Consider the following 25,085-nt stretch of genomic DNA (forward strand, 5'->3'; position numbering starts at 1 on the left):
TCCGCGATCTGCAGCGCCTGCTCCACCGCGTACTCGTCGAGCTCCGACAGCAGACCGTCGACATCCTCACGGTCCAGCGTCAGGTCATCGGCGAAGTGCCGGTCGCCGGTGGCGTCGGGCACGTACTTCACACAGACAACGATCCTCAAGCTCACGCCGGCTCTCCTACTGCATCGTCATTTCTGGGCTGCCTTGTTGCACGCAGCATAGGCGCCTGATGGGGCGGTTTCCGGTCGGGGCGACCGACGCTCCGAAGGAAATATTACTAGTCAGTACACCCAGTGCTTCCCCCGTGAGCAAGCGCTTGGAACTGTGATCTGGCCAACGTGCGGCACCCTTGTGCCGCTTGGGAGTTCTCAGCCCCTCAGAGAGGTGAAACGGCCCTGGTGATACAGCAGCGGGCGACCGCCTCCGGCCGGGTCGCCGACCACGGCCTCCGCGATCACGATCCGGTGGTCCCCCGCCGGAACCCGGGCCACGACGCGGCAGACCAGCCACGCCAGCACCCCGTCGAGCACCGGCACGCCTTCGGGCCCACTGCGCCAATAGGTGGACGGGCCGAACCGGTCGGCTCCGCTGCGGGCGAAGGTGGCGGCCAGCTCCTGCTGGTGCTCACCGAGTATGTGGACGCCGACGTGTCCGGCCTCGGCCACGACCGGCCAACTGGAGGACGAGGTCCCCACACCGAAGGAGATCAGCGGCGGCTCGGCAGCGACGGAGTTGAGGGAGGTTGCGGTGAATCCGACCGGCCGGTCACCTGCGGCAGTGATCACTGCCACACCGGCGGCGTGCTGCCGGAAGACCGAGCGGAGGAGTTCGGGGGATGCCGTGCGGGAGGTGCCGAGCTCGGGCGAAGCCGTCATGGAGGTGTCCTTCTGCGGAGGATGCTTACGGGGCCGTGGTTGCTCAGGCACCCGGACAACGCGCACTCGCATTGCGGGCGAGATCCACATGGACCCGGCCGTAGAGAAGGAGTTCTGGCGGCATAGCGTCAGACTGACGATGCCCGGTGGGGGCAGTCAAGAGCGTTCCGCAATGTGGGAGATGCATCACCCTCCGTCACATCGCGCGTCCCAATGCGGCGACGACGTCGACGGTGCGCGGCTGCCCGACGGCCCGGCGGACGATCCGGCCGGTGGCGTCGAGAACCAGTACGGTCGGCGTCCGGCTGATCTCCAGCTCGCGCACGAGAGTGAGATGCGCCTCGGCGTCGATCTCGACATGGGCGACGCCGTCCACCATTCGCGCCACCTGGACGAGGGTGCGGCGGGTGGCCCGGCAGGGCTGACAGAACGCGCTGGAGAACTGCACAAGGGTTGCCCGCTCCCCCAATTCCGCGCCGAGTTGGGCCGCGTCCAGCGTTCCCTCGTGTGTGTGCCCGTCCACCTTCGGCCTCCTGTCAGAGCTCTTCGCAAGGGGTCAGCACCACCGGGTACCAAGACATTCCCGGCGGTTCCACGTGACGAGAATCTCGCGGCCCACGCCCTCGGAGACTGGCCACCGCGTCGCGCATGGGGCACGATCGGCGCAATGCCGAAAACCTACGGCTGCGTAACTTCCGCCGGGAGAACCCTCCTCAGGCGCTGAAGAAGGGTCTTCTCCAGATGGCAGAACTCGTCTATCGGCCGGTCATCGGCGCCGCTCTCACGTTTTTCAAGGCGCTGGACCTGAAGATCGACACTCAGGGTTCCGAGCACATCCCGAAGACCGGTGGCGCGGTTCTGGTCAGCAACCACATCAGCTATCTGGACTTCATCTTCACCGGGCTCGCAGCGCTGCCGCAGAAGCGTCTTGTCCGCTTCATGGCGAAGGAATCGGTCTTCCGGCACAAGGTCTCGGGCCCGCTGATGCGCGGCATGAAGCACATCCCCGTCGACCGCAAGCAGGGCGAGGACGCATATGCGCACGCCCTTGCCTCGCTGCGTTCCGGCGAGATCGTCGGCGTGTTCCCCGAGGCCACGATCTCGGAGTCGTTCACGCTGAAGAGCTTCAAGTCGGGCGCTGCCCGGCTGGCCCAAGAGGCCGGCGTGCCGCTGATCCCGATGGCGCTGTGGGGGACGCAGCGATTGTGGACCAAGGGCCGGCCGCGCAATTTCAAGCGCAACCACATTCCGGTGACGATCCGGGTCGGCGAGCCGGTGGAGGCACCCACCGACCAGTACGCGGGCGCGATCACCCGGCGACTGCGGGAGCGAGCCCAGGAGCTCCTCGAAGCGGCTCAGCGCGCCTATCCCGTGCGTCCGAAGGACGCGAGCGACACCTGGTGGGTGCCCTCACACCTCGGCGGTACGGCTCCGACGCCCGCCGAGGTGCGCGAGAAGAGCTGACGCGGCCGGCTCACGGCCACGACCGGAACATCACTCCGGGGTGCCGACGGTGATCCGCGCCCCGGGGCTCAGCTTCTCCAGCCATTCGACGAGTTCGGCGCCTGCGGCTTCGAGTTCGCCGATCGTCATGGGCGCGAGGCGCTCCAGCAGGAATACCGCGTTCACGGACTCCTCGGTGAGCCGGGTGCGCACGCCCTGTCGCCAGTTCCAGCGACGGCAGGTGACGCCCTCGTCGTCGTACCGGACGACTTCGCCGGGCTCGGGGTGCTCCACGGTCTCCTCGCTGCCCGCGACGGTGGCGAAAGGCTCCTGGCCGGTGGAACGTACGAGCTGCATGGTGCCGTTGATGCGGTCGGTGTCCTCGCCGCCGACCGGAATCGGATGGGCGACGCCGATGGCGTTGTAGAGGTCGACCAGGAGATTGATGCGCGGCAGCCCGGCGTCGGTGAGCACACGCCGGACCAGGGCTTCGGCGGAGTTGCGGGTGCGGGAGGGCTTGGCGCCGAAGGCGGTGCAGGTGTCGCGCCGGGCGGCGAGGTGGGGGGCCTCGTGCGGGGCCCGGCCGTCGAGCCGCCTCGTCCAGCAGGGCCCGGCTGTCGTCGTCGCTGGCCCGTTGACCAGGCTGCGCGCTTCGACGGCGAGGTGGCTGAGGGCGGGGGCGAGGGTGCTTTCGCCGTCGGCGAGGGTGAACGCCAGGGCCATCGGCTGCCTTGCCTCGGGACAGGATCTCAGAGCGCTGTGGGGAGCGTGCGCCACAGCTGCGGGCGGTCCTCGGCGGACCGGAGGCCGCGCAGTACCGCCGGATGCGGTGCCGCATAGAGTACTGGATAGTCCACTTCATTGAACTCCGGGCGGACGGGCCATGCCAGCCGCTCCTCGTCGAGCGAGAAGTGGGCGTCGACGCCCGGCTTATTGCCCCGGGGGGCCTGACGGTCCCAGCGGTCGCGGCCGGGCAGCCGAACCGCGATCAGCCCGTGCACGGGACCGGATCCCCGTCCTCATCGCCGAGCCTCTGATAGCAGAGGGCCGTCGGGATGCCGGCCGCGCGGAGGAGGGCGGCCAGAGCGTGGGACTTGGAGTGGCAGATGCCATTGCGCGTCGCGAGGACGTCGGAGGCGCACCGGGCGACCCGCATGTCGCCCGAGTCGACGGAGTGCGGAATGGCGTCATGCACGAAAGCGTACGCGGCGGCCGCGTATGCCTATACATCGGTGGTATTGCTGCGGAGATCGGCGACCGCATCCCGCACCAGCGGATGCTCGTGGTCGATGACCTCATCAGCGGCGAGATAGGCGGAAAGTCCCGGGACTTGCTGGATCAGCTCCATGGCCGCCGAGCGTAGGTAAGCGGCCGACCGGGTGTCAATGATTTTCCGGTCGACCGCATACTTATTCAGCTAGGGTTACTTCGCCATCTCTTCCTTCAATGCAAGGACGAATGCGTCGACATCGTCCTCCGTGGTGTCGAAGGAGCACATCCAACGCACATCACCGGCGGCCTCGTCCCAGAAGTAGAAGCGGAAGCGCTTCTGCAGCCGCTCGCTCACCTCGTGCGGCAACCGGGCGAAGACGGCATTGGCCTGGACGGGGTGGAGGATCTCCACGCCGTCCACCGCGCGCACGCCCTCCGCGAGCCGCTGGGCCATGGCGTTGGCGTGCCGGGCGTTGCGCAGCCAGAGGTCTCCGGCGAGCAGCGCCTCCAGCTGTACGGAGACGAAGCGCATCTTCGAGGCGAGCTGCATCGACAGCTTGCGCAGGTGCTTCATGGCACGGACGGCGTCCGGGTTCAGGACGACCACGGCCTCGCCGAAGATCGCCCCGTTCTTCGTGCCGCCGAAGGACAGGACGTCGACGCCGACGGTGTTGGTGAACGTACGCATCGGTACGTCCAGCGACGCCGCGGCGTTGGCTATCCGGGCCCCGTCCAGGTGGACCTTCATTCCGTGGCCGTGGGCGTGGTCGCAGATGGCGCGGATCTCGTCGGGGGTGTAGACCGTGCCCAGTTCGGTGTTCTGGGCGATCGACACGACCTGCGGCATGGCACGGTGCTCGTCGTCCCAGCCGTACGCCTGCCGGTCGATGAGCTCGGGCGTGAGCTTGCCGTCCGGGGTGGGCACGGTGAGCAGCTTGAGGCCGCCCACCCGCTCCGGGGCACCGCCCTCGTCGACGTTGATGTGGGCGGACTCGGCGCAAATCACCGCGCCCCAGCGGTCGGTCATCGCCTGGAGGGAGACGACGTTGGCGCCGGTTCCGTTGAAGACCGGAAAGGCTTCGGCGGCCGAGCCGAAGTGACTGTGCATGACACGCTGGAGATGCTCGGTGTAGTCGTCCTCGCCGTAGGCGATCTGGTGACCGCCGTTGGCAAGGGCGATGGCCGCGAGGATCTCCGGGTGCGTGCCCGCGTAGTTGTCACTGGCGAAGCCGCGTACCTGCGGGTCGTGGTGGCGTCGCGCGTCGGTCCTTACGGTTGTGGGGTCAGCCACAGGCGCTTTCCGTTCACTTCCGGGGCGGGCCGGTCCCAGACGCCGGCGATGGCATCGGCCAGCTCCTTGACGTCGGTGAAGCCCGCGAATTTCGCATTGGGGCGCTCGGCGCGCATCGCGTCGTGCACCAGTGCCTTGACGATCAGGATCGCAGCCGCGGTCCTGGGCCCTTCGTCGCCCCCCGCTTTGCGGAAGGAGTCCGCGAGCGCGAGCGTCCAGGCCTCGGCCGCCGCCTTCGACGCGGCGTAAGCTGCGTTTCCCGCGGTGGGCTGGCTCGCCCCGGCCGCGCTGATCAGTACATAGCGACCCCGGTCGCTGCGCTGCAGACCCTCCTGGAAGGCCAGCGAGGTGTGCTGGACCGTGCGGATCAGCAGCTTCTCCAGCAGGTTCCAGTCGGCAAGGTCGGTCTCGGCGAAGGTGGCGCTGCCGCGCCAGCCGCCTACGAGGTGGACCAGGCCGTCGATCCGGCCGAATTCCTTCTCCGTCTTGTCCGCCCATTCGCGGGCGGCAGCGAGGTCCAGCAGATCGACGGTGTCACCCGTGACCGTGGCGCCGCCGTGGGCGTAGCGGGCGGCGTCGACCGCCTCGGCCAGGCGGGTGGCATCGGCGTCGGAGGCGACGACGGTCGCACCGGCCTCGGCGAGCCTCAGCAGGGTCGCCCGGCCGGCCGGGCCCGCGGCCCCGGCGACCGCGACCACGGCGCCTTCGAGAGCACCGCTCCCGTTGCCCTTGCCGTTTCCGTTCATGGCCACCGCCTCCTTGTGCCCGGCGCTCACGCGGCTGCCCGCTCGGCATCCGCGGCGGTGATCCCCTTGGTCGAGGCAATCACGTTCTTCAGCTTCTTGGAAAGTGCCTCATAGAACATGCTCAGGGGAAATTCGTCCGGAAGCACGTCGTCCACGAGCTTCCGCGGCGGCTGGGAGAGATCCAGCGCGTCCGGGCCCTTGGCCCAGCGGGAGCCCGGGTGCGGGGCGAGGTAGGTCGAGACCAGGTCGTACGCGGCGAACCAGTGGACGAGCTTGGGGCGGTCGATGCCGTCGCGGTAGAGCTTCTCGATCTCGGTGCAGAGCTGGTTGGTGACCTGCGGGGCACGGTCCCAGTCGATCCTCAGCGTGTTGTCGGTCCAGCGGATCACGTCGTGCTTGTGGAGGTACGCGAAGAGCAGCTGGCCACCGAGGCCGTCGTAGTTGCGGACGCGCTCGCCGGTGACGGGGAAGCGGAACATCCGGTCGAACAGCACGGCGTACTGCACATCGCGGCCCTGCGGGAAGCCGTCGGCCTCCAGCTTCACGGCCTCCTTGAAGGCGGTGAGGTCGCAGCGCAGCTCTTCGAGCCCGTACATCCAGAACGGCTGGCGCTGCTTGATCATGAAGGGGTCGAACGGCAGGTCGCCGTGGCTGTGCGTCCGGTCGTGGATCATGTCCCAGAGAACGAAGGCCTGCTCGCAACGCTGCTGGTCACCGACCATCTCGCGGATGTCGTCGGGCAGCTCGACGCCGAGCAGATCGACCGACGCCTCGGTGACCCGGCGGAAGCGGGCGGCCTCACGGTCGCAGAAGATTCCGCCCCAGCTGAAGCGCTCGGGGGCCTCGCGCACGGCGACGGTCTCCGGGAAGAGCACAGCGGAGTTGGTGTCGTATCCCGGGGTGAAGCCCTCGAAGGTGATGCCGCAGAACAACGGGTTGTCGTAGCGGGTGGCTTCGATCTCGGCCAGCCACTCGGGCCAGACCATCCGCAGCACAACCGCTTCGAGGTTGCGGTCCGGGTTGCCGTTCTGTGTGTACATCGCGAAGACGACCAGGTGCTGGAGTCCGTCGGTGCGGTCCTTGGCCGGCTGGAAGGCGAGCAGCGAGTCGAGGAAGTCCGGCACACCGAAGCCGTCCGTGGCCCAGCGACCCAGGTCCATGACAAGGGCACGGTGGTAGGCGTCGTCGTGCGGAAGCAGCGGGGAGAGCTCCTCGACCGCGGCGATCACGCGATCCAGCGTCGCCCGGGCAGCCGCCCGGGACGGCGCGCCCTCGGCGTCGAAGTCGATGGAACCGTCCTTCGACTGCCAGGGGCGGATCTCCTCCACGGCATTCTTGAGCGCGGGCCAGGCGGGATGATCGACCACCCGCTGATCCGTAGGTATGTCGCCTGCGGCGACGTCGTGCACAAGAATTTCCGTCATAACACTTCCTCCACAGGAGAACCTCGCGTCAAGCAACCGTATCCATCCACGGTTCCTTCGGACAAGTGGGCCCCAGAAAATTATCCTGCCGACCCCCCATGGCCACCGCGATTCTTCCTGCGCAGAACCTTCCCTGCGAACGCTTCCATCGGCCGGACCCATTGTGGAAGGTGCCGCCGCCTCCGGCCTCGCACACATGAGCGGTCAGGTCATGGAGGGCGCGCCCACGCACGAGTGACACAGCTCGCCCGGCACGGCCGCCCGCCGGTAGGACGGACGGCATCCACCCTTCGCACCACCTCTGGAGATCCGCCGCGTGAGTATCCGTGCCGTTCTTGTCGCAGCCGTCATCACCGGGTTCCTGCTCGGTGCCGCCGACGTCCAGGGGACACGGCGCCACTCCCCCTCGTCCGAGCGCCTCTCTCTCGGGGGTGGGCCATTAGGCTGCCGAATTGCCGTAATGCCGTAGTGCCTCGTGGGTAGGAGACGCACGCGGGAAGACGCCGTCGACGGAAGCGAGTTGCCTTGTCTTTTCTCACCATCGGTCATCGCGGAGTGATGGGTGTCGAGCCGGAGAACACCCTGCGGTCGTTCGTCCATGCGGAGCAGGCCGGGATGGACGCCATCGAACTGGACCTTCATCTGAGCAAGGACGGCGCGCTGGCCGTCATGCACGACGCCGATGTGGACCGTACGACGGACGGCAGCGGTCCGATCGCCGAGAAGACCCTGTCGGAGCTGCGCGAACTCGATGCCGGGCAGGGCGAGCGCGTGCCGGTCTTCGAGGAGGTGCTCGACGCCGTACGGTCCCCCGTTCAGGCTGAGATCAAGGATGTGGCCGCGGCCCGCGCCCTGTCGGAAGTGATGCTGCGACGCGGTCTCGTCGACCGGGTCGAGGTGTCGTCGTTCCACGACGAGGCGGTCGCCGAGATCGCCCGACTGGTGCCGGGGGTTCGGACCGTACTCATCGCGAGCCGCTGGCGCAGCGATGTGGTGGACCGGGCGAAGGCGGTGAGTGCGGCGACACTGGCGCTGAACATCCGCCGCCTCACCCTGGAGGTGGTCGAGCAGGCGCACGCCGAAGGGCTGAAGGTCATCGGCTGGGTGGTGAACACCCAGGACCATCTGCGGCTGGTACGCGCCCTGCGACTGGACGGCGCGACCACCGACTACCCGGAGATCCGCCGCGCCGGCCGCTTCACCGCCTGATTGCCGGCCCGGTCAGACCAGGTCCTTGATCAGCAGCTCGAACGTGAGATCGTCGCGCTGCGGGATGCCGAAGCGATCGTCGCCGTACGGGAACGGGCTGAGCTTTCCCGTACGGCGGTAGCCGCGGCGCTCGTACCAGGCGATCAGCTCCTCGCGCACCGAGATCACGGTCATGTGCATCTCGGTCACCCCCCAGCTCTTGCGGACGGTGCGCTCGGCCTCGGCGATGATCACCTTGCCGAGACCGGCTCCCTGCAGCTCGGGACGGACCGCGAACATCCCGAAGTAGGCGGCGTCACCGCGGTGTTCGAGCTGGCAGCAGGCGATGAGCGCACCGTCGCGCTCCACCACGAGCAGTCGGCTGCCGGGCGCTTCGACGACCTCGCGGACGCCGTCCGGGTCGGTCCGCTGCCCCTGCAGGATGTCCGCCTCGGTGGTCCATCCGGCCCGGCTGGAGTCCCCGCGGTACGCCGACTCGATCAGCGTCACGAGTGCGGGCACATCGGCGTCGGCCGCGTCGCGGAAGGTCAGCTGTCCCGAGTCCTCGGCAGGGGCTATGTCCATGGTGGTGGCTCTCCGTTTCTCTGCTGTGGCCGTGCCGGAGCAGCGTAACCCGCGTGTTCCGGACCTAGAGTTTGGCGCATGGTTCATGTGCTGAGCAGCCGGATCCTGTTGCGTCCGGCCGATCCCGAGCGGTCACGGATCTTCTACGGCCAGACCCTCGGCCTGCCCGTCTACCGGGAGTTCGGCACCGGCCCCGAGCGGGGGACGGTCTATTTCCTCGGCGGCGGCTTCCTGGAGGTCTCCGGGCGCGCCACCGCACCCCCGGCGCCCGGCCTCGAACTGTGGCTGCAGGTCGCGGACGTCCGGGCAGCTCACGAAGAGGTGTCGGCCCGTGGCGTCGAGGTGCTGCGGCCGCCGGTGCGCGAGCCGTGGGGGCTCGTCGAGATGTGGATCCGCGATCCGGACGGGCACAGGATCGTCGTGGTGGAGGTACCGGAGGACCATCCACTGCGCTACCGCCCGTAGAAGTGCCGGTGCGCAGTCCGTGCGCGGCGCGTCTTCTCTCCGCGCAGTCTTGGGCAGGGTGCCGATGACGGCGGCGGGCGGCAGTTGAGCGACGAGGGAGCCGGTGCGGCGTCGTGGTGCGGGGACAGTTCCGCGCAGGCGGTGTCCGCCACGGCGTACAGGCCCTGTTCGGCCAGTACGGCGGCCCAGGCACGGCGGGTGTGCTCGTCCACGCTGCGTCCGGTGGGGTTGCGGACGGAGGGCTGCGGAAGGGCGAGGCGTGTGCGGATGCGGCCGGCCGGCCGTGCCGGTGCGGCATTGCCGCCATGGGCGGTGCCCGCAGGCAGCAGGAACGGCTCCCCGCCGAGCGCGCCATCACCGACCGGTCACGCACCTTCAAGTCCTTCACGATCGGCTGACCAAGCCGGCGGGAGCACACGGCGCGGCAGTAAACACCCCCTCCGCGCGCTCCCCGTGTACCTCAGTGCGCCGCGTACGACGGTCCGGGCCCGGGCATCGACTAGGAGGGACCGACGTCGTACGTCCAGGGGGGAGGGGCGCAGTGCACGGACCGGCGATGTCCGGCTGGCTGCTGATGGCGTTGTGCGGAGTGACGGGCGCGTACTGCCTGCTGCGCACGCGCAGAGAGACCGGGGAGGGGCGCAGGACGGCGCGCGCGGAGGCGTTGATGGGCTTCGGCATGGCCGCAATGGCCGTGCCGGCCGCCGTCGTGTCACCACCTGCGTGGGGGTGGGCAGTGTACGCGGTGCTGTTCGGCGCGGCCTCGTTGCGCGCGCTGTGGTTCTCCCGGCGCAGCACGCACCATCTGCACCATCTGGTCGGGTCGTCGGCGATGGTCTACATGGCGCTGACGATGGCACCGAGCGGTGGAGGGGCGCACCGCGAGCACGGTGGACACACGGGCCATGATGTCGCGGTGACGGCCGGGGGCATACCTCTGCTGACCGGACTGCTGCTGGCTTACTACGCGGTGTATGTGCTGCGTTCGGGAGCCCGGTTGATACCGGTGGCCAGTGCGGCGGGGAGCGCTGGTGGGCCGGTCGGGGGTGGCCCGGGCGCATGGCCCGAGCTGGCTCTCGCCTGTCGGCTGACGATGGGGATAGCCATGTTCGCCATGCTGCTCACTCTGTGAGACAGAAGGCAGGCCAAACCGTGGTGTGCATCACTTGCCGTGCACAGCCATACCCGTGGCTACCGCACCGCTCATAGGCTGACGCCATGTTGGTCTCCCTCGCGCTGCTGCTGCTCGGTGCACTGGCCGCCGTCGTGACCCCACGTCTGATGGCGCGGGCGGATTGGCCGGAGCGTGAGCCCGTCGTTGCGCTGTGGGTCTGGCAGTGCGTGGTGGCCGCGGTACTGCTCTCCTTCGCGCTCTCCATGACGTTCAGTGCGGCTGCGGCCTGGCAGGCGGTGCGCGGACATGTGTTCGCACCGGCGCCGCGTGCCGTGGTGGAGGCGTATGCGCTGGGCGGGCACGGGCGGTGGTCTGCGGCCATGGCCGTGCTGCTGGCGCTCGGAGGGGTGTGGACCGCGGCGATGCTGACCCGGGAGATCCACCGAGCCCAGGTGCGTCGCAGGCGACGGCGCACCGAATTGCTGGTGCGTTCCCCGCTGATGCCCGGCGAGGAGCCCGGCAGCGGTCGGCTCGTCGTGCTGGAGGGAGAGCGTCCGGATGTCTGGTGGCTGCCGGGGGCCGCGCCTCAACTGGTCATCACCACGGCGGCACTTGGTCGCCTGAAAGGCCGTCAGCTGGATGCGGTGCTGGCCCATGAGCAGGGACACGCGAGGGCCCGGCACGACTGGCTGCTGCACTGTTCCGGCGCACTCGCGATCGGGTTCCCGCAGGTGCCGGTGTTCGCGGCCTTCCGCGACGAGATGCACCGGCTGGTCGAACTGGCCGCGGACGATGTGGCGTCCAGGCGCTTCGGACGGCTGACGATCGCTCTGGCCCTGGTGGAACTCAACGAGGACCGTGGCGTGTTCGGCCCGTGCCCGGCGCCGGACGCTCAGCTGCCGCTGCGGGTGAACCGGCTGCTGACCCCGGTGGAGCGGCTCACGGCGGGCCGTCGGCTCCGGCTGACCGCGGCGGCCGCTCTGGTGCCGGTGGTTCCGCTCATGGTGGCATTCATTCCGGGACTCAGCGCACTGGGATAGCCGGGTGTGCGGACCGTCCGCGAAGATCGCCTCATGCCCTCCCCGCCGCTCGCCCCACCGGCCCGCACCCGTTCCGGCGTCACACCTTTCGGCACAGCCGTGGTCTGCGCGTCTGCTGCCCTGGTCCTGCTGATCCTGGTCGCCGTGCGCTGGTCGCCGCTCATGACACTGGACCGTACGGTCGCGGACGCCCTGCACCGAAGGGCGGTCACCGAACCCGGACTCGTCCACGCGAACCGGATCCTGACCGACTGGGTGTGGGATCCATGGACCATGCGCGCCCTGATCGCGGTGGCCGTGGTGGTGCTGTGGTGGCGCGGGGCGCGGGCGCTCGCGGTGTGGGTGGCAGCGACGAGCGCACTGGCGACTCTCCTGCAGCAGGGACTGAAGTCCGCGGTCGGCCGGGAGCGGCCGCACTGGCCGGACCCGGTGGATTCCGCCCACTACGCGGCGTTCCCCTCCGGTCACGCCATGACGGTGACGGTGACCTGCGGTCTGCTGCTCTGGCTGCTGCGACGGCACGGTACGGAACCCCGGATGTGGCGGACGGCGCTGGTGGTGGCATGGGTGTCGGTGGTCGGGGTGGGCGTCACCCGGCTCTACCTGGGGGTGCACTGGATGAGCGATGTCCTGGGCGGCTGGCTGCTGGGGGCGGCCCTGGTCGGGTTCTCCGTCGCCGGGTTCGCCAGGTACGAGGGGCGCAGCAGGCGGGCCTTGCCGCGGCGCTCCTGAACCGGGAAGGATCGCGTCCATGCAGATCAAGGGTGTGCTCTTCGACTTCTCCGGGACCCTCTTCCGTATCGAATCGGTCCGGTCCTGGTTGCGTGCGGTCCTCGCCGAGCGGGAGGTGACGGTGGCAGCGGCCGACTTCGAGCGGTACGCGCGGGCGCTCGAGGCCGCCGGGGCGTTGCCGGGCGGCCCGCCTCCCCAGCACGTTCCTGCCCGCCTCGCCTCCGTGTGGGCCACCCGCGACGAGAGCGCGGAACTCCACCGGGAGGCGTACACGGGACTGGCCCGCCAGGTGGCCCTGCCGGATCCGGGGCTGTACGACGCGCTGTACGAGCGACACAGATCACCTGCCGCCTGGCAGCCCTATCCGGACGCGGCGGAAGTGCTCGGTGCGCTGCGCGAGAGCGGCACCCGTATCGGTGTGGTCAGCAACATCGGCTGGGACCTGCGGCCGGTCTTCCGGGCACACGGCCTGGACGCCCTGATCGACGCCTACGTTCTGTCGTACGAGCACGGCGTCCAGAAGCCGGACACACGGATCTTCCACACGGCCTGCACACTCATAGGGCAGGATCCGACGGATGTGGTGATGGTCGGCGACGAGCGGCGCGCGGACGGCGGGGCGGCGGCACTGGGCTGTGACGTGCGCTTTGTGCAGCATCTTCCGGTGGAGGAGCGGCCCGATGGGCTGCGGATGCTGGGACTGGCGCCGGGGGTTGCCTGAGAGACATGTGAGAGATGTCCCTGACGCCCAATGGGTCGGATTGTCACATCGGGGCCTTAGCCTGTATGCATGTCCCGTTCTCCGTACTCCTCCGATTCCGTGCGTACCGCCGCCGTGGTGAACAAAGAGATTCGTGACCTGTGGCAGCGCTCCGGTGGCTGCCTGTCCCCGGAGGACGAGGAGCAGTACCAGCGGCTGCTCGTGGAGTGGGCCGCGGCGACCGGCGGGAGCGCCAGGACGGCCGCCTGAAGCAGGCATCGATTGCGGCGTCCCGCCGGGCGGGGGATCCGCCCGGCGGGACGCGCGGTGCACGGTGGAGCAGGATGGTGTCGGCCGATCGGATGAACCGGCCGGATCAGCGGTCGAAGTAGTCCGGCTGCGTCTGAACATTGAGCTCGTCCAGCCGCACCCGCTTCGCCGCGTCGGTCCGCCGGTCGTCGAGCTTCAGGACGTCGAAGCCCTTGGCGATGTCGTTGGAGTAGATGTAGCCGTTGTAGTAGTACGCCGACCAGGGGCCGGCCGTGGTGACCGCGTCCGTGCTGACGGGGCCGCGCTCGAAGTAGCCGATCTCCTTCGGCTTCGAGGAGTCGGTGAAGTCCCACACCGAGACTCCGCCCTGGTACCAGGCCTGAACCATCAGGTCGCGGCCCTTGACCGGGATGATCGAACCGTTGTGGGCGACACAGACCTCCGTGTCGGCCTGCGGACGGTCGATCTTGAAGTAGCTGCGGAAGACCAGCTTGCGGTGGTCTCCCCTGCCGACGATGTCGTAGATGCCGTCGGCGCCGCGCTTCGGGCCGATCTCCTCGTTGCAGGTGGCTGCGCCACCACCGCCGAGTTCATCGGTGAAGACGACCTTGTCGGCCTTCTGGTTGAACGTCGCGGAGTGCCAGAACGCGAAGTTCACGTTGTCCTGCACCCGGTCGATGATCCTCGGGTTCTCCGGGTCCTTGATGGAGAACAGCAGACCGTCGCCCATGCAGGCACCGGCAGCCAGGTCCTTCGAGGGAAGCACCGTGATGTCGTGGCAGCCGGTCGTCTTGGAGACGCCCGGGTTGGTCGGGGCGCCCGGGTTGCCGCCGTCCGGGAAGAGCACCGGGAAGTTCACGACCGCGGCCTTCTCGGGTGCGTTGCGCGGCACCTTGATGACGGAGATCCCGTCGTGCGGCGGCTGGCAGTCCGGGAACGTGTCGCGCGGCGAGTACGAGGAGACGTACACGTATACGTTCTTGCGTTCGGGGACCAGCGTGTGGGTGTGCGATCCACAGGCGGTCTCGACAGCGGCGACATACTTCGGGTTGCGCTTGTCGCTGATGTCGAAGACCTTCATGCCCTCCCAGGAGGACTTCTCCGTGGCGGGCTGGGTGGTGCTGGTGCAGGAGTTGTCGCTGCGCGAGGAGTCGGTGGACAGGAAGAGCAGGTTTCCAGAGACCGAGACGTCGTTCTGCGATCCGGGGCAGAGGACCTGAGCGACCGTCTTCGGGGACTTCGGATTGCTGATGTCGTAGATCCGGAAGCCGTCGTAGTTTCCTGCGAAGGCGTACTTCCCCTGGAAGGCCAGGTCCGTGTTCAGCCCCTTGAGTGCGTCCTTCGGGACGTTGGCCAGATGGGTGATGTTGCTGCTGTGGACGATCTCGTCCACGCCGGGTATCTCGCCGCTGCTGATGGCGGCCGTGGCTTCGGCCTCCTGGGCGGCGGAGACATCGGTACGGGCGGTGGCCGTATCGCCGGGGTCGGGCATCGCGGCCGCGGGTCCGGCCGTCAGCAGCGTGGCCAGCAGCCCGGCGGCTGCCACGGCCACACCCAGACGTCTGCGCCGCGCCGCGCTCGTGTGCAACGAAATCACTGCGTCCTCCCATGCATCCGTACGTAGTTGAACGGTTCACGGACACCGGCAGTATCGTCCTCCCCACAGGTATCCCAACAGATGGCAACAGAGACGTAATGAAAGTTTCTGATCGCTGTCGCGCGGAAGCGTGTTAGGACGGTTCGCAACCGCCCCATATGGCAATGGAGGTCCATTTGTTGATCCGCCGTCGGACCATGTGTGTACGCAGATCTGTTCTCGCCGTGGCCGTCATGTCCGCCGTTCTCACCCTGGGCGCATGCGATGAGGGGGACGGTGACAACCGCACGAAGGCGCAGGCGGGCGGGGGGCCTTCGGTTGTGGCGCCCGGGAAACCGGGAGAGCCCGCGCGGACCCTGTCCGCCGAGGAGGCCGCGAAGGCCGCCGGGGACGACACCCCCAACTCCGCCGACTTCCGATATGTACAGATGATGATCCAACACCACGCCCAGGCGCTGGAGTTGACCGGCCTCGTCCCCGCCCGCTCCGAATCCACCGCGATCAAGCGGCTCGCCGAGCGCATCACCGCTGGCCAGAAGCCGGAGATCGGTGCCATGGAGGGATGGCTCAAACACAATCGCGGAGAGAAGCGCAAGAGCGGCCACGATCACTCGGCGATGCCCGGAATGGCGACCCCGGCGCAGCTGGATCAGCTGCGGACGGCGGACGGCGCGGCCTTCGACACGCTCTTCCTGAAGTTGATGATCACCCACCATCAGGGAGCGATCACGATGGCGACGGAGGTGCTCTCGCAGGGGAACAATGTGCAGGTCGAGGAGATGGCCGGGGACGTCGTCGCCCAGCAGACGGTGGAGATCGACAGAATGCGCGCGATGTCGTCCTGACCGCACCCCGGGCGCGCCTCTCCCCTGCCCCGCCCACCGGTGCCATGCTGGAGGCATCCTGCGGGAAGAGGTGCGCCGTGCTCCGTGTCGCCGTCGTCGGCTCCGGTCCCAGCGGGGTCTACACCGCCCAGGCTCTGGTCGAGCAGGACCGGGTGCCCGATGTCCACGTCCATGTGCTGGACCGTCTCCCCTGCCCGTACGGCCTGGTGCGCTACGGCGTCGCCCCCGACCACGAGAAGATCAAATCGCTGCAGAACAGTCTGCGGACCGTCCTGGAGCACGAGCGGATCACCTTCCTCGGCAATGTCGAGGTGGGCGGCGACGGGATCCCGTCCGAACGGATCGGCGAGCTCTACCAGGCGGTCGTGTACTGCGTCGGGGCGGCGACCGACCGCGGCCTCGCCATCCCCGGCGAGGACCTGCCCGGCAGTTGCTCCGCGACCGAGTTCGTCTCCTGGTACAGCGCGCACCCCGACGCCGCCGCCAACAGCTTTGCGCTGCAGGCCCGTTCGGTCGTGGTGATCGGGGTCGGCAATGTGGCGGTGGACGTGGCGCGGATTCTCGCCCGGAGCGCGGAGGAGCTGCGCCCCACCGACGTACCGCACCGGGCGCTCGGCGCGCTGGCCGGAAGCCGGGTGCGCGAGGTCCACATGGCGGGCAGGCGCGGACCCTCCCAGGCCCGGTTCACCACCAAGGAGCTGCGGGAGCTGGGCGCGCTGCCGCGGGCGCGGGTGGTGGTGGACAAGGCGGAGCTGGCCCTCGACCCGGCGTACATCGATCCGTCCCCCCGGTCGGCGCCGGCCCTGTCCTCACCACCGAACGCGCTGCCCCTGACGGCGGCGGCGCGGCGCAATGTCGAGGTGCTGCGCGGATGGGCCGCGGCCGGCGCCACAGGTGCGGGCGCGGAGGGAGACCCGCTGCGCACGATCCACCTGCGGTTCTTTCTGCGCCCCGTCGAACTGCTGGAGCGGGACGGGCGGGTGGCCGGGGTGCGGTTCGCCCGTACCGTGCCGGACGGCAGCGGGGGCGTGCGCGACGCCGGTACGTACGAGGACATCGATGCCCAGCTCGTGCTGCGGGCCGTCGGCTACCGCGGGCTGCCGCTGCCCGGCCTGCCGTTCGACCCGGCACGCGGGACGGTGCCGCATCTGGCGGGGCGGGTGCTGCGGGACGGGGTGCCGTCGCCCGGGGAGTACGTCGCCGGATGGATCAAGCGGGGGCCGACCGGAGTGATCGGTTCCAACCGGTCGTGCGCGAAGGAGACGGTGACATCGTTGCTCGATGACGCCACGCTGCTCGCCGGGCGCCCGTCGGCACCCGATCCCGTGGCCGCGCTGCGGGCGTGGGGGCTGCGCCCGGTGGAGTGGGACGGCTGGCTGTCCATCGAGCAGGCGGAGGCGGTGCTGGGCCGGTCGCTGGGCCGGGGGCCGGTGAAGATCCCGGACTGGGCGGGGCTGCTGAGCGCCGCGGATGGCGGTGACCGGGGCGGACCGTGAGGCTATCGGTCCTCGCCGATGCGCTGCACCTGCCGGTTCGCGGCATCGAGGATGCTGTCCAGAAGCCCGGGGAACAGCGCCTCCAGATCGTCGCGGCGCAGCCCGTTCATCTTGGCCGTGCCGCGGTAGACCTGCTGGACGATCCCGCTCTCGCGCAACACCCGGAAGTGGTGCGTGGTCGTCGACTTGGACACCGGCAGGTCGAAGCGGGAGCAGGTGAGCTCGGCATCGGCGGCGGCCAGCTCGCGGACCACGCGCAGCCTCATCGGGTCGGAGAGTGCGTGGAGCACTGTCTCGATGCGGATCTCGTCCCGCGTGGGGTGGTCGAGCGAGCGGCCGCCGACCGCAGCGGCGCTTGTGGCTGGGGCGCTGGCTGAGGTCACGATGGCTCCACTTCCTGGCTTGGTCCGGTCTCCCATAATACGAGACTCACCGTAGTTTGAGATTCTTCGTAGTTTGAGATTCACCGTACGACGGGTCCGGCCGCGCATCACCCGGCGCGATCGGAGCGTGATGCCGCTTCACGGGCCTCGATGACCTCTTCCATGTGGAGTTCCGCCCAGGCGTGCACGCTGTCCAGCAGCTCAAGGAGACTCCGGCCGAGCGAGGTCAGTTCGTACTGGACGTACCGTGCCGGTCCGGCCCGGACCGTGCGGACGACAAAACCGTCACGCTCCAGCGACCGGAGTGACTGGGTGAGGACCTTGGGCGTGACCGTACGCAGCGGGATCCGTAGCTCGGAGAAACGTCGCGGGCCGCCTTCAAGGCACTGGACGATCATCCCGGCCCATTTGTCCCCCACGCGGATCGGCATCAGTCCGGTCGGACAGACCGGGTCGAACATCTCCGGGTCCAGCGGCTTGGTCACAGAGCCACATTAGCGAGGTATCCAGGAGGTAACCACGGGTCCGGCTACCTTGCCCGAGCACGTCGGCACAGAGATTCCAGGACGCGAGGCGAGGTAGGCACATGAGCAGGATCATCATCTTCGGCGCAGGTGGCAGCGCGGGACGGGCAGCCGTCGGCGAGGCCCTTCGCCGCGGACATCATGTCACCGCGGTCGTACGGGAACCGGCCAAGTACCGAGAGCTTCAAGGTCCGGGCGTCCGGCTCGTGGCCGGCGATGTCACCGAAGTCGGGGCTGTTGCCGACCTCGCGACCGGGCACGATGCCGCGATCTCCGCCGTCCACGACGGTGGCGCCCTGCCCGATGTCTTCTTCACGGCCGCCGCCCGCGCTCTCAGCGACGGGCTGACGCGGGCCGGTGTGCCCCGGCTGATCTCCGTCGGCCTGTCGGCAACCATGGAGACCGCCGACGGAACCCCGTTGATGGACACTCCCGGTTTCCCTCAGGAGTACCGTCCCTTCAGCCACGGCCACGCAGCCGGAACGGCGGTGCTGCGTACCGCGGCCACCGCACTGGACTGGCTGGTCGTCAGTCCGGCCGGGGACTTCGATTACGGGAGGACGCGCTCCGGCCGCTACACCACGGCCGCTGTCGACGCTGCCGCCCGTATTTCCTGCAGCGACTTCGCCATCGCCCTGCTCGACGAGATCGACGCCCCTGGTCACCACCGCACGCACATTGGTGTCAAGGAGGCGTGACCGAACCGGCCGGCCGGCCGCAGCAGACCGGTCGGCCGAGACCGTCAGCCCGCCAGCCCGCCAGCCCGCCAGCCCGCCAGCCCGCCAGCCGGGCAACGGCCAGTGCGTGGGCGCGGTCGAGGGCATCGGCGGCGAGGCACAGGACGTCCGGCTGCACACCGGTGCCCTCCCAGTTGGTGCCGGAGACAGGGTTGACCGGGCGACCGACCGGGATGGTGGCCTCCCGGTGCGGATGCGCCGTCCAGAGTTGGACACTTCAGGGATGCGTGATCAGCCGCCCTTTCCGCCACCCCCTGACGACATCCAGGAGATCGGTACGCCCGAGCAGTTCGCGGCGCTCGCCCACCCGCTGCGCCAGCGGCTTCTCTTCGCCCTGGGTCACGGACCCGCCACCATCAGCGGGCTCGCCGTGCAACTCGACACGAAGAAGGGCAATGTGGCCCACCACCTCAAGGTGCTGCGCAAAGCCGGGCTGGTCCACATCACCGAGACGCGCCAGGTCTGCGGCGGCACCGAGCAGCACTACCGGCGCACGGCCCGCCGCATCGTCGCCGCCGAATCCCAAGAAGCAAGCACCGCAGCGATGTTCGCCGCGGTCGCCCAGGAGCTAAACCACTCCCCCGCCCAGACGCACCTGACACTGCGCCACCTGCGGCTCAGCCCCGCGAAGGCACAACAACTCGGCGAGACCCTCGCCAGACTGGTCGACGAAGCCGAGGAGGACGCCGGAGATCAACCCGTGCACGGTGTGGTGGTGACGCTGTATCAGCAGGCCGGCCCGACCACCGGCACCACATAGCCGCGGGGCGGCCGGTCAGCCGCTGAGCAGGTCCGGGTTCTCGGCGAGTGAGGCGAGATGTCCGGCCGGATCGGCGATCAGCTTGCGGGCCGTCAGGTCGAGCATCCCCGCCACGCCCGTGATCTGCGCCGCGACTGTGCCATCTTCCTTGAGAATCTTCTGCGCGACCTCGAACGTCTTTCCCTCGCCGTACACGAACTGACAGGTCACCCGCACCCGGTCGCCGCCGCGGAGCTCCCGCAGGAACTTCACCGTCGTCTCGAGGGCCACCGGCCCGACGCCGCTGGCCAGCAGCTTCTCCTGTGACAGGCCGGCAGCCCGCAGCAGTTCCCATCGCGCGTGCTCGGCGTACTGCAAATAGACCGCCTGGTTCAGATGCCCCTGCGTGTCGAGTTCGTAGCCCCGGACGGTCACGTCCACAAAAAATGTCATGGACGTCCCAACATCACGACTCATTCCGGCATTCCCCCGCACCCGCACAACTGCCGACGCCGTAGCTCTTTGCGTACCTGTCATGCCCAGGCAACTCCCTGACCGCAAAAGAATGCAGCAAAATTCCGACAGCTCTTGCTGTTCGGGAATGCACTGCTCACCCGAACCCCGAGGCGCGTCAGGGTTCTCCGGCGGGACCTCGCAGGTGGTCCATGAGTGCCTGCGCTGTCGGCTGCCGACGCCGCTCGGCCGCGGCGCTCCCCTGGAGACACGAATGAGATGCACCTTCCGCCAGCTGCCGAGACGCCCCCCTGGCAGCAGCCGTGGCAACTGCCGGGCTGCTCGGACTCCCTTGCCGCGATACCGGAGACCGGCCCACCGTCCACCGTTCCCGCTCCGGCAACGGAGAGCACGGCGACGGTCTTCTACTACATGAAGGCCAAGAACTGGTCGGCGTACAACCTGCATTACGCGCCGGACGGCGGTACCCGGACGACCGCGCCCGGTGTGCAGATGGAGGCCGCCTGCACCGACTGGGTGAAGAAGACCGTCAGCCTGGGCGGCGCTTCCGGGCCGGCCACTACGTCCAACAACGGCTCGGGGGTCTGGGACAACAACGCCGGGAAGAACTACGCGCCGGGCACCGGCGACATCACCGCCAAGGACGGAGTCGTGGCGCACAGCGACCCGTGCGCTACCGATGCCTTCTGGCCCGCCAGGAAGACATCCTCCGCACCGACCTCACCGTCAACGACCCGTCCGTACTCGTCGGCATGGCAGCCCGGGCCGGTTTTATCAGCCTCTGGTGCTCTTTCTCCGCAGCCACCTTGGCGAGGTAGTCCTTCATGGACATGCCCTCCCCATCGGCCAGGGCCTTGAGCCTGTCCCTGGTGATGTCGTCGATCTGGACGCCGGGTCTGCCATGGTTCGAGCACGCCGCCGAAGGCACACCGGTCTGGCCGATCGGCCCTTGATCCGCTGGGCGGCTCCGCCGGCCGACTCCCGGCACATTCGCGGCCGCGCCGCTGTCCGTGCGCGTGCCGGTCTGCCCCCCTCACCAGCGGCGTTCAAGCCTGCGGATCACCACTCCGAGGATGTCGCCGCCTTCGACGTAGCCGGTGTGGCGGGAGTCGTGGCTGTGCGCGGCGTTGTCGCCCATGACCACGAACCGTTCCCGCGGTACGGGCTTACCGGCCTCAGCGGTAAGGGCGGGTCCCAGACCTTCGGGAACCGGGTCGCCAGGGCCTGCCACGACGCGCTTGATCATCCAGCCTCGGGCACCGAGTGGCTCGCCGGTCGGTCGACGAGGCCCGCCGTGCGTCTCCGCGGGCTCTCCCGGCGGGTCATCGGAGGGCGGTCGCCAGGTTGCGACGACGACCCCTCCCCTCTCTATGCCGGTGCGCCCGCTCCGGCTGAGCCGTCGGACCAGCACCCGGTCGCCGCTTCGGTAGGCCGGTTCCATGCTGGCACCGGCGACAGTGATCACTACGAAGCGGCGCCGTGCCAGCAATACGCCCAGCAGGGGCGTGCCGACTGCGACGACGGCGAACGGGAACAGCCGTCGGCCGGATGGCTGCATGGGAGCACCTCCTCAGGTGTCGAGGGCGGTCGCCGGTGTTTCGGGCCGGTAGCCGCAGGCCTGCATCGCGAACAGCCGGGCGTAGGCCCCGTCGGCCCGCATCAGCTGATCGTGAGTGCCCTGTTCGTTGATCCGGCCGTTTTCCAGCACCACGAGGAGGTCGGCGTCCCGGAGGGCGCCGAGCCGGTGCGAGATCAGCAGACTGGTGCAGCCTGCTCGATGGTCGCGCAGACGCAGATGGATCTCGTGCTCGGCCTCGGCGTCGAGCCCGGAGCTGGGCTCGTCGAGGATCAGGAGGTCGGCGTGGTCGCGGAGGAACGACCGGGCCAGGGCGAGGCGTTGCCACTGCCCGCCGGACAGGACGACACCGGTGCCCGGGTCGTCCTTGTCTTCCTCGGAGAAGAAGGTCCGGCTCAGCATCGTGCGGTAGCCATCGGGCAGGCCGGCTATGGAGTCGTGCATCCCGGACAGGCGCGCGGCGCGTTCGATGCTGTCCTGCTCCGTCAGCTGGTCCAGGTCGCCGAGCCCGATGTTCTCTCCGGCGGTCAGGTCGTACTCCATGTAGTCCTGGAAGGTGGCCCCGATGCGCCTGCGCATCTCGGCGGGGTGGAACGCCCGCAGGTCGGTCCCGTCCCACAGGACCTGGCCGCGGTCCGGGTCGTACAGGCGGCACAGGAGCTTGACCAGCGTCGTCTTTCCCGCTCCGTTGAGTCCCACCAGTCCGACGGAGCTGCCCGCAGGAATCGTGAGGTTCACCCCGCGCAGGACCCAGGGGTGTTCCGGGCTGTAGCGGAACCAGACGTCACGCAGTTCGATGCCTTTCCGGAGGCGGGCCACCGGCCGGGGGTGGGTACTGACCGGCAAGTCGTCCTTCGCGTCCCGGATCGCGACGTAGTGGTCGAAGAGCAGGAGCGACTGGTGTCCGTTGGCGATCTCGTTCGCCAGTCCGGCGAGTGCCGCCTGCACGGCGGGCAGCGCGGCCACCAGCAAGGAGACGCCGCCGATACTGATGCGGCCCTGCTCCGCGACCCGGACCGCCCACAACAGGCCCAGGCCGGAGACCACCGCCGCGAGCACCCCGAGGCCGAGCTGGATCACGAGCTCCTGGCGGTCCACCGCTTGCTTGGCCGCGTTGGCCTTACGGCGTTCGGCGAGCATCCGCCCACGCAGGAAACTGCCGATGCCCAGCAGCCTTATCTCCTTCGCCGCCTGCGTGCTGGTCAGCAGTTGGAGGTAGAACAGCTCCCGGCGTTCCGCGGGGCCGATGTCCCAGAACATCGCCGCCCGACGACGGCTCATCACCAGTTCACCGAGTAGTACCGGCACACCGGAGAGCAGCACGGCGGTGGCCAGCAGCGGACTCAGCACGATCAGCGATCCGAGGAACCCACCGATGGTGAGCGCCCCGCGTAGAACCCCCAGCGCATTGTTGACCGCTTGCGTCGGCATGATGCCCCCGGCTTGCTGGGCCAGTCGCAGCCGGTCCAGGAACAATGGGTCTTCGAATCTGCTCAGGCCGGTCAGGGCGTCCACCGCCCGGTACAGGGAGTCCTGGGCACGCGTCCCGGCCGCGCGCTGCGTCTGGGCCTGGACGTACTGCAGGGTGTGCGACACCGCAGCGGCTGTGACTCCCGCGGCGGCAAGCAGCCCGGTCGGCACGAGGAGCGCGTCGAGCCCGCTGCCGGCGGCCAGCCGGTCCAGCACTGCCCGGACCGCCCACGCGGAGGCGATGGGCAGCATCGCGCCGAGGGCGGTGAGGAGCGTAAGTGCCGCGAGATGCCAGGGAGCCGCCCTGAGGGCAAGGCCCGTCGCCGCACGGAACACGCCGGCCAGTCGGCGCAGCCCCGGCGACGACGCCTCTGCCGTCCTCACTGGGCTACGGGGACGGGGGTCGGCAGGACATGCTCGCCCACCGCCTCCACCACGAGTTCGTCACCGGCGGCGCGAACCCGGCACATGACGGGGAAGGCGCGGGCCGCGAACGCCTCGGTCACGGGACCCTTGCCGGGTTCGTGTACGACTCTGGCAACCGGCCCCAGCTCCTTGAGCAGCTGCTCGGTCTCCGGGTCCCCGTCCATCCCGCCCGCGACGACGGCGACGGCCCGGTTCGCAGGAGCCGCTCCCAGCGCGGCCACCACTCGCGGCAGTTGTGCGTGGCACGGAGGACAACCGGGGGACAGGAACACCACGACGGTCCCGGTGCCGAGATCGCGGCTGCGCAGGGGGCTGCCGTCGACGGTCCGGGTCTCGAAGGCCCCGACGATCGCGCCCGGGGGAAGCATTCCCTCACCGGCGAACCCGTCAGCGGACGTGCGCGGGGCCTGCTGCGCGCGCAGCCTTCTGATCAGCCCCACAGTCAGTAGGAGGTCGAGCAGGCACAGCGCGCCGACGAGCACGACGGCCGCGATGAGATACGACATGATCACCTCTGTCCTTTCCGTACGGCTGCGGGGAAGGAGTCGCGCAGCGACTCGGAGATGTCGTCGAGGACGGTCACCACGACGCCCAGGACGAGGCCGGTGCCGGCGGCCACCGCCAGGCCGCCCGGCACTTCCGGCAGGCCGTGAGACGTCCCGACGGCGCCGGTCACCGCCACGGCGATCAGGAAGCCGTTGCGGACAAGGTGCCGGGGGCCCGCGCTGCTCGTGGAAGCACCGAAACAGCGGCACGGCACCGGCACACCGCGCCGGAGCGACGCCCCGATAGCGAGGGTGAACGCCCCGAGCATGCACCCCACCAGCGCGAATCCCACGATCGCCACCGGCCCCGGAAGCAACAGCAGGACGACCCCTGCCACCTCCGCTCCGGTCACCAGGCGGGCCACGGCGCGTCCTCGACGCGGGGACAGCACGGCGAACCCCTGGACGGAGCGCACGAACGCCCCGAAGGACTCCGCACTGCGGAGTTTGCTCACCACCGCGACCGTAAAGACGACCACGAGCAGGACCCGGCAGGACATTGCGGCAAGCTGCATGTCGAGGGCCACCCTTTCGTCGTACCAGTGGAGTTCGAAGGCTTACGAAGGTTTACGAAGATCAGGGGCGCCGGTGGCCCCGTGTCCGGGAGACCACCGGCGCCCTCTTCCTGCTCCGGTGAAGACCGAAGACTCAATGGACGACTGGTGTCAGCAGCCGCAGTGCCCGTACCGCCAGTACCAACTGCTGTCGGAGCAGTTCATCCGGTAGTGGGTGTAGTTGGGCTTGCCCGCGCAGCTGCCCGGAACGCACTGCGAGCCGGCCTCCCAGCAATAGACCGCGTGAGCCGTCGCCCCGGGCACCAGCCGCTCCACGAGGCGATCGGCGATCGCCTGCACGACCTTGGTCATCTGTGACTCCTTCCGCTGTTTCCCTGCTTGGCGGATGCCGCGCCGCACGTGGTCCAGTCCTCGACTGTCCCTGCACGGCACTTGTTGCTCTCTGCGCGAGGTCGGCGAGCGCATCGCCGTCCCGCACTCAACCCCCGGTGTTCACCCGACAGCCGACCGGACTCGTCCCGTCGCAGAGCTGTTGGGATACGTGCGGGTGTTGTGTACTCACCGTGCCGGGGCGGTCTTCGGGAAACCTTCGGGAAGTCTGGAATCGAGCTGTCTCCGATGGTCAGCGGCGGGTGAGCAGAATGACGTGACCATGACGGGAGGCAATACCCGGCGCATCCAGGAA

At 69.1% G+C, this 25,085-nt stretch carries 29 protein-coding genes and 3 pseudogenes; 14 read left to right on the forward strand and 18 right to left on the reverse strand.

Annotation, left to right across the window (positions count from 1 at the left end; genetic code table 11):
* From IEZ15_RS33085 to IEZ15_RS33095, 3 genes and pseudogenes are all read right to left on the reverse strand, one after another.
* Nucleotides 1-155, reverse strand: a pseudogene (locus IEZ15_RS33085) (electron transfer flavoprotein subunit beta); the annotation flags it as partial.
* 201 nt (nucleotides 156-356) lie between these two features.
* A complete protein-coding gene (locus IEZ15_RS33090; protein ID WP_114243153.1) occupies nucleotides 357-863 on the reverse strand; it encodes a flavin reductase family protein in 507 nt (168 codons plus the stop codon).
* Nucleotides 864-1,059: 196 nt separating this feature from the next.
* Complete coding sequence (locus IEZ15_RS33095) at nucleotides 1,060-1,386, reverse strand: TlpA family protein disulfide reductase (protein ID WP_189280657.1); 327 nt, start codon at nucleotides 1,384-1,386, stop codon at nucleotides 1,060-1,062.
* 218 nt (nucleotides 1,387-1,604) lie between these two features.
* On the opposite strand from IEZ15_RS33095, the gene IEZ15_RS33100 reads away from it, so the two are divergent.
* Nucleotides 1,605-2,327 (forward strand): lysophospholipid acyltransferase family protein, encoded by a 723-nt coding sequence (locus IEZ15_RS33100; protein ID WP_114248838.1) that lies wholly within the window; start codon nucleotides 1,605-1,607, stop codon nucleotides 2,325-2,327.
* 30 nt (nucleotides 2,328-2,357) lie between these two features.
* On the opposite strand, the gene IEZ15_RS33105 is transcribed toward IEZ15_RS33100, so the two are convergent.
* The 5 genes and pseudogenes from IEZ15_RS33105 to IEZ15_RS33125 all read right to left on the reverse strand — a co-directional run bounded on the left by IEZ15_RS33105 (nucleotide 2,358) and on the right by IEZ15_RS33125 (nucleotide 6,979).
* The gene (locus tag IEZ15_RS33105) at nucleotides 2,358-3,029 is read right to left on the reverse strand and encodes a B3/B4 domain-containing protein (protein WP_189280658.1); all 672 of its coding nucleotides are present in this window, start codon (nucleotides 3,027-3,029) and stop codon (nucleotides 2,358-2,360) included.
* A gap of 26 nt (nucleotides 3,030-3,055) precedes the next feature.
* A pseudogene (locus IEZ15_RS33110) lies at nucleotides 3,056-3,654 on the reverse strand (transglutaminase domain-containing protein).
* Between the two features lie 75 nt (nucleotides 3,655-3,729).
* Nucleotides 3,730-4,809: a threonine aldolase family protein gene (locus IEZ15_RS33115; protein WP_189280659.1), complete on the reverse strand. Its 1,080-nt coding sequence runs from the start codon at nucleotides 4,807-4,809 to the stop codon at nucleotides 3,730-3,732.
* Complete coding sequence (locus IEZ15_RS33120; protein WP_114243157.1) at nucleotides 4,788-5,555, reverse strand: SDR family NAD(P)-dependent oxidoreductase; 768 nt, start codon at nucleotides 5,553-5,555, stop codon at nucleotides 4,788-4,790. Before IEZ15_RS33120 ends, IEZ15_RS33115 begins: the two co-directional genes overlap by 22 nt.
* Nucleotides 5,556-5,581: 26 nt before the next feature.
* The gene (locus IEZ15_RS33125) at nucleotides 5,582-6,979 is read right to left on the reverse strand and encodes a DUF6421 family protein (RefSeq protein ID WP_114243158.1); all 1,398 of its coding nucleotides are present in this window, start codon (nucleotides 6,977-6,979) and stop codon (nucleotides 5,582-5,584) included.
* 525 nt (nucleotides 6,980-7,504) lie between these two features.
* On the opposite strand from IEZ15_RS33125, the gene IEZ15_RS33130 reads away from it, so the two are divergent.
* Nucleotides 7,505-8,188, forward strand: a complete 684-nt coding sequence (locus tag IEZ15_RS33130; RefSeq protein ID WP_114243159.1) for a glycerophosphodiester phosphodiesterase — start codon at nucleotides 7,505-7,507, stop codon at nucleotides 8,186-8,188.
* Between the two features lie 12 nt (nucleotides 8,189-8,200).
* On the opposite strand, the gene IEZ15_RS33135 is transcribed toward IEZ15_RS33130, so the two are convergent.
* Nucleotides 8,201-8,752, reverse strand: a complete 552-nt coding sequence (locus IEZ15_RS33135) for a GNAT family N-acetyltransferase (protein WP_189280660.1) — start codon at nucleotides 8,750-8,752, stop codon at nucleotides 8,201-8,203.
* 78 nt (nucleotides 8,753-8,830) lie between these two features.
* On the opposite strand from IEZ15_RS33135, the gene IEZ15_RS33140 reads away from it, so the two are divergent.
* The 7 genes from IEZ15_RS33140 to IEZ15_RS33170 all read left to right on the forward strand — a co-directional run bounded on the left by IEZ15_RS33140 (nucleotide 8,831) and on the right by IEZ15_RS33170 (nucleotide 13,073).
* Nucleotides 8,831-9,217, forward strand: coding sequence for a VOC family protein (locus tag IEZ15_RS33140; RefSeq protein WP_114243161.1), 387 nt, complete (start codon nucleotides 8,831-8,833; stop codon nucleotides 9,215-9,217).
* A 113-nt stretch (nucleotides 9,218-9,330) separates the two neighbouring features.
* Complete coding sequence (locus tag IEZ15_RS33145; protein WP_189280661.1) at nucleotides 9,331-9,615, forward strand: hypothetical protein; 285 nt, start codon at nucleotides 9,331-9,333, stop codon at nucleotides 9,613-9,615.
* A 143-nt stretch (nucleotides 9,616-9,758) separates the two neighbouring features.
* Nucleotides 9,759-10,349, forward strand: a complete 591-nt coding sequence (locus IEZ15_RS33150; RefSeq protein ID WP_189280662.1) for a DUF5134 domain-containing protein — start codon at nucleotides 9,759-9,761, stop codon at nucleotides 10,347-10,349.
* Between the two features lie 86 nt (nucleotides 10,350-10,435).
* On the forward strand, nucleotides 10,436-11,371 hold the full coding sequence (locus IEZ15_RS33155) for a M56 family metallopeptidase (protein ID WP_114243164.1): 936 nt from the start codon (nucleotides 10,436-10,438) through the stop codon (nucleotides 11,369-11,371).
* Nucleotides 11,372-11,404: 33 nt separating this feature from the next.
* Entirely contained in the window at nucleotides 11,405-12,103 is a 699-nt protein-coding gene (locus IEZ15_RS33160) for a phosphatase PAP2 family protein (RefSeq protein ID WP_189280663.1), read from the forward strand.
* Nucleotides 12,104-12,122: 19 nt separating this feature from the next.
* Complete coding sequence (locus IEZ15_RS33165) at nucleotides 12,123-12,824, forward strand: HAD family hydrolase (protein WP_189280664.1); 702 nt, start codon at nucleotides 12,123-12,125, stop codon at nucleotides 12,822-12,824.
* 69 nt (nucleotides 12,825-12,893) lie between these two features.
* Nucleotides 12,894-13,073, forward strand: coding sequence for a hypothetical protein (locus IEZ15_RS33170; RefSeq protein ID WP_189280665.1), 180 nt, complete (start codon nucleotides 12,894-12,896; stop codon nucleotides 13,071-13,073).
* 106 nt (nucleotides 13,074-13,179) lie between these two features.
* Here the strand turns inward: IEZ15_RS33170 and IEZ15_RS33175 are convergent, their stop codons facing one another.
* On the reverse strand, nucleotides 13,180-14,670 hold the full coding sequence (locus tag IEZ15_RS33175) for an LVIVD repeat-containing protein (RefSeq protein WP_189280666.1): 1,491 nt from the start codon (nucleotides 14,668-14,670) through the stop codon (nucleotides 13,180-13,182).
* A gap of 158 nt (nucleotides 14,671-14,828) precedes the next feature.
* On the opposite strand from IEZ15_RS33175, the gene IEZ15_RS33180 reads away from it, so the two are divergent.
* Together IEZ15_RS33180 and IEZ15_RS33185 are read left to right on the forward strand one after the other, a co-directional pair.
* Nucleotides 14,829-15,515 carry a DUF305 domain-containing protein gene (locus tag IEZ15_RS33180; protein WP_189280667.1) on the forward strand — a complete coding sequence of 229 codons (687 nt, stop codon included), beginning with the start codon at nucleotides 14,829-14,831 and terminating at the stop codon, nucleotides 15,513-15,515.
* Nucleotides 15,516-15,592: 77 nt separating this feature from the next.
* Nucleotides 15,593-17,011, forward strand: coding sequence for an FAD-dependent oxidoreductase (locus IEZ15_RS33185; protein WP_189280668.1), 1,419 nt, complete (start codon nucleotides 15,593-15,595; stop codon nucleotides 17,009-17,011).
* Nucleotides 17,012-17,013: 2 nt separating this feature from the next.
* Here IEZ15_RS33185 and IEZ15_RS33190 read toward each other — a convergent pair whose 3' ends face one another.
* Nucleotides 17,014-17,394 (reverse strand): ArsR/SmtB family transcription factor, encoded by a 381-nt coding sequence (locus tag IEZ15_RS33190; RefSeq protein WP_229846261.1) that lies wholly within the window; start codon nucleotides 17,392-17,394, stop codon nucleotides 17,014-17,016.
* 107 nt (nucleotides 17,395-17,501) lie between these two features.
* Entirely contained in the window at nucleotides 17,502-17,879 is a 378-nt protein-coding gene (locus tag IEZ15_RS33195) for a winged helix-turn-helix transcriptional regulator (RefSeq protein WP_229846262.1), read from the reverse strand.
* 101 nt (nucleotides 17,880-17,980) lie between these two features.
* On the opposite strand from IEZ15_RS33195, the gene IEZ15_RS33200 reads away from it, so the two are divergent.
* Both IEZ15_RS33200 and IEZ15_RS33205 read left to right on the forward strand, forming a co-directional pair.
* On the forward strand, nucleotides 17,981-18,616 hold the full coding sequence (locus IEZ15_RS33200) for an NAD(P)-dependent oxidoreductase (protein WP_189280670.1): 636 nt from the start codon (nucleotides 17,981-17,983) through the stop codon (nucleotides 18,614-18,616).
* Between the two features lie 262 nt (nucleotides 18,617-18,878).
* Entirely contained in the window at nucleotides 18,879-19,415 is a 537-nt protein-coding gene (locus IEZ15_RS33205) for a winged helix-turn-helix domain-containing protein (protein WP_189280671.1), read from the forward strand.
* 15 nt (nucleotides 19,416-19,430) lie between these two features.
* Here the strand turns inward: IEZ15_RS33205 and IEZ15_RS33210 are convergent, their stop codons facing one another.
* Nucleotides 19,431-19,847, reverse strand: coding sequence for an acyl-CoA thioesterase (locus IEZ15_RS33210; RefSeq protein ID WP_114243172.1), 417 nt, complete (start codon nucleotides 19,845-19,847; stop codon nucleotides 19,431-19,433).
* Nucleotides 19,848-20,170: 323 nt separating this feature from the next.
* Here IEZ15_RS33210 and IEZ15_RS47690 point away from each other — a divergent pair.
* A pseudogene (locus IEZ15_RS47690) lies at nucleotides 20,171-20,543 on the forward strand (carbohydrate binding domain-containing protein); the annotation flags it as partial.
* Between the two features lie 358 nt (nucleotides 20,544-20,901).
* Here IEZ15_RS47690 and IEZ15_RS33220 read toward each other — a convergent pair.
* The 5 genes from IEZ15_RS33220 to IEZ15_RS33240 all read right to left on the reverse strand — a co-directional run bounded on the left by IEZ15_RS33220 (nucleotide 20,902) and on the right by IEZ15_RS33240 (nucleotide 24,751).
* Nucleotides 20,902-21,426 carry a S26 family signal peptidase gene (locus tag IEZ15_RS33220; protein WP_189280672.1) on the reverse strand — a complete coding sequence of 175 codons (525 nt, stop codon included), beginning with the start codon at nucleotides 21,424-21,426 and terminating at the stop codon, nucleotides 20,902-20,904.
* Between the two features lie 12 nt (nucleotides 21,427-21,438).
* On the reverse strand, nucleotides 21,439-23,298 hold the full coding sequence (locus tag IEZ15_RS33225; RefSeq protein ID WP_229846263.1) for an ABC transporter ATP-binding protein: 1,860 nt from the start codon (nucleotides 23,296-23,298) through the stop codon (nucleotides 21,439-21,441).
* Nucleotides 23,295-23,846: a TlpA family protein disulfide reductase gene (locus IEZ15_RS33230; RefSeq protein ID WP_229846264.1), complete on the reverse strand. Its 552-nt coding sequence runs from the start codon at nucleotides 23,844-23,846 to the stop codon at nucleotides 23,295-23,297. The genes IEZ15_RS33225 and IEZ15_RS33230 overlap by 4 nt, the downstream gene beginning before the upstream one ends.
* Before the next feature lie 2 nt (nucleotides 23,847-23,848).
* Entirely contained in the window at nucleotides 23,849-24,400 is a 552-nt protein-coding gene (locus tag IEZ15_RS33235) for a MauE/DoxX family redox-associated membrane protein (RefSeq protein WP_189280674.1), read from the reverse strand.
* 150 nt (nucleotides 24,401-24,550) lie between these two features.
* Nucleotides 24,551-24,751 (reverse strand): hypothetical protein, encoded by a 201-nt coding sequence (locus IEZ15_RS33240; RefSeq protein WP_189280675.1) that lies wholly within the window; start codon nucleotides 24,749-24,751, stop codon nucleotides 24,551-24,553.
* Between the last annotated feature and the right edge of the window lie 334 nt (nucleotides 24,752-25,085).

The organism is Streptomyces atratus, assembly GCF_014648655.1.
Taxonomy (GTDB): Bacteria; Actinomycetota; Actinomycetes; order Streptomycetales; family Streptomycetaceae; genus Streptomyces; species Streptomyces atratus.

What these genes read in the sequence shown, in the direction of transcription:
- IEZ15_RS33090 (WP_114243153.1), bottom strand. Translation starts at nt 863, where the DNA reads ATGACGGCTTCGCCCGAGCTCGGCACCTCCCGCACGGCATCCCCCGAA.
- IEZ15_RS33100 (WP_114248838.1), top strand. Translation starts at nt 1,605, where the DNA reads ATGGCAGAACTCGTCTATCGGCCGGTCATCGGCGCCGCTCTCACGTTT.
- IEZ15_RS33105 (WP_189280658.1), bottom strand. Translation starts at nt 3,029, where the DNA reads ATGGCCCTGGCGTTCACCCTCGCCGACGGCGAAAGCACCCTCGCCCCC.
- IEZ15_RS33120 (WP_114243157.1), bottom strand. Translation starts at nt 5,555, where the DNA reads ATGAACGGAAACGGCAAGGGCAACGGGAGCGGTGCTCTCGAAGGCGCC.
- IEZ15_RS33125 (WP_114243158.1), bottom strand. Translation starts at nt 6,979, where the DNA reads ATGACGGAAATTCTTGTGCACGACGTCGCCGCAGGCGACATACCTACG.
- IEZ15_RS33135 (WP_189280660.1), bottom strand. Translation starts at nt 8,752, where the DNA reads ATGGACATAGCCCCTGCCGAGGACTCGGGACAGCTGACCTTCCGCGAC.
- IEZ15_RS33140 (WP_114243161.1), top strand. Translation starts at nt 8,831, where the DNA reads ATGGTTCATGTGCTGAGCAGCCGGATCCTGTTGCGTCCGGCCGATCCC.
- IEZ15_RS33155 (WP_114243164.1), top strand. Translation starts at nt 10,436, where the DNA reads ATGTTGGTCTCCCTCGCGCTGCTGCTGCTCGGTGCACTGGCCGCCGTC.
- IEZ15_RS33160 (WP_189280663.1), top strand. Translation starts at nt 11,405, where the DNA reads ATGCCCTCCCCGCCGCTCGCCCCACCGGCCCGCACCCGTTCCGGCGTC.
- IEZ15_RS33165 (WP_189280664.1), top strand. Translation starts at nt 12,123, where the DNA reads ATGCAGATCAAGGGTGTGCTCTTCGACTTCTCCGGGACCCTCTTCCGT.
- IEZ15_RS33170 (WP_189280665.1), top strand. Translation starts at nt 12,894, where the DNA reads ATGTCCCGTTCTCCGTACTCCTCCGATTCCGTGCGTACCGCCGCCGTG.
- IEZ15_RS33180 (WP_189280667.1), top strand. Translation starts at nt 14,829, where the DNA reads ATGGCAATGGAGGTCCATTTGTTGATCCGCCGTCGGACCATGTGTGTA.
- IEZ15_RS33200 (WP_189280670.1), top strand. Translation starts at nt 17,981, where the DNA reads ATGAGCAGGATCATCATCTTCGGCGCAGGTGGCAGCGCGGGACGGGCA.
- IEZ15_RS33205 (WP_189280671.1), top strand. Translation starts at nt 18,879, where the DNA reads ATGCGTGATCAGCCGCCCTTTCCGCCACCCCCTGACGACATCCAGGAG.
- IEZ15_RS33210 (WP_114243172.1), bottom strand. Translation starts at nt 19,847, where the DNA reads ATGACATTTTTTGTGGACGTGACCGTCCGGGGCTACGAACTCGACACG.
- IEZ15_RS33220 (WP_189280672.1), bottom strand. Translation starts at nt 21,426, where the DNA reads ATGCAGCCATCCGGCCGACGGCTGTTCCCGTTCGCCGTCGTCGCAGTC.
- IEZ15_RS33230 (WP_229846264.1), bottom strand. Translation starts at nt 23,846, where the DNA reads ATGTCGTATCTCATCGCGGCCGTCGTGCTCGTCGGCGCGCTGTGCCTG.
- IEZ15_RS33235 (WP_189280674.1), bottom strand. Translation starts at nt 24,400, where the DNA reads ATGCAGCTTGCCGCAATGTCCTGCCGGGTCCTGCTCGTGGTCGTCTTT.
- IEZ15_RS33240 (WP_189280675.1), bottom strand. Translation starts at nt 24,751, where the DNA reads ATGACCAAGGTCGTGCAGGCGATCGCCGATCGCCTCGTGGAGCGGCTG.